Origin of the sequence: Streptomyces sp. NPDC002130 (assembly GCF_040296465.1) — a bacterium.
Lineage (GTDB): Bacteria > Actinomycetota > Actinomycetes > Streptomycetales > Streptomycetaceae > Streptomyces.
This window is the reverse complement of sequence record NZ_JBEOXI010001070.1, coordinates 1-1,175: the sequence shown is the minus strand read 5'-3', so window position 1 is coordinate 1,175 and position 1,175 is coordinate 1. Positions and strand designations below refer to the sequence as shown.

2 protein-coding genes are annotated in these 1,175 nt (G+C 62.7%); one reads left to right on the top strand and one right to left on the bottom strand.

Annotated elements, in window-relative coordinates; all coding sequences use genetic code 11:
• A partial coding sequence (locus tag ABT116_RS48475; protein WP_351647924.1) for a CorA family divalent cation transporter occupies positions 1-745 on the bottom strand: 745 nt, incomplete at its 3' end.
• Between the two features lie 172 nt (positions 746-917).
• On the opposite strand from ABT116_RS48475, the gene ABT116_RS48470 reads away from it, so the two are divergent.
• Positions 918-1,175 (top strand): PHP domain-containing protein (locus ABT116_RS48470; RefSeq protein WP_502984099.1); only part of this gene is annotated, 258 nt, incomplete at its 3' end.

Below are 1,175 nucleotides of genomic sequence, written 5' to 3'. Positions count from 1 at the left end.
GGACGAGGCCGCCCGCGGGCTGAGTGAGTTGGAGCAGTGGCAATCCGAGTGGAGTGACCGAGCGTCGTAGTTCGACGATTTCACGTTTGAGTAGGTAGATATGCTCGACGGCAACGGTGTTCCGCGGGTTGAACACCAACTCTTCCATGCTGTCGACGTCCTGTTCGACCAGCTGAATGACGGAGAGATAGCTGTCGACGACGTGGTCGGTGATCGCTTGCAGCACCGCGAACGGTCCCATGGCGAGACGCTCGGCATTCTGTTCGAGCGACTTGCGCACGCTTGCCAGTTCGGAGTGATCCCCGTGCCGGACGGTCACCACGAAGTCGGGACCGACGAACACCATGATCTCGCCGGTTTCGACGATCTCGCTCGCCGTCGCCACGGATTCGTGCGGTACGTAGACGACCGTGCGCAGCACCAGGAACATGACGTCGTCGTAGCGTTCGAGTTTCGGGCGCTCGTGTGCATGGACGGCATCCTCGACCATCAGCTCGTGGAGTCCGAAAGTTGCTGCGACATCTTGCATCTGACCTTCGTCGGGAGCGTGCATGCCCACCCAGACGAACGCGTTGTCGCGACTACGAACCTCGGCCAACGCGGCGCGGTGCGTGTACTTGCCCGGCAACCGCACGCCGTCCACGTAGACCGCGCAGTCGACGATCGCGCGGGCTGCCGGGACGGGGATCTTGGGTGCATCCGCTTGCGTCGATTTGCCGTTCGACCAATTCGGCAGTGACGGCATGGTTGGCACGCTCGCTCCTTCTCGGTCTGTAGTGCAGTGAACCTGTGATGCAGTAACGGCACTACAGCGACACCTGATCGAATTGCGCTGCCGCTGCGGCGTAATCGTACGTCAGCTTCCGGCTCGCCTACCGGAGCGCGATGAAGTTGCCGATTGCTGACACACTGGAACAGTGCGAATAGACCTTCACACCCACTCCAACGCATCGGACGGCACCGATACCCCGGCTGCCCTCATGCGCGCCGCAGCCGACGCCGGACTCGACGTCGTCGCCATCACCGATCACGACACGACTTCGGGCTGGGCCGAGGCGGCGCAGGCCTTGCCGAGCGGGGTCAGCCTGGTTCGCGGGATCGATCATCGTGTTCGGATTCGGCGTCCACGACACCGATGCCGGAATCAGCCACCTCTGGTCGGACGGTGGGTTCTT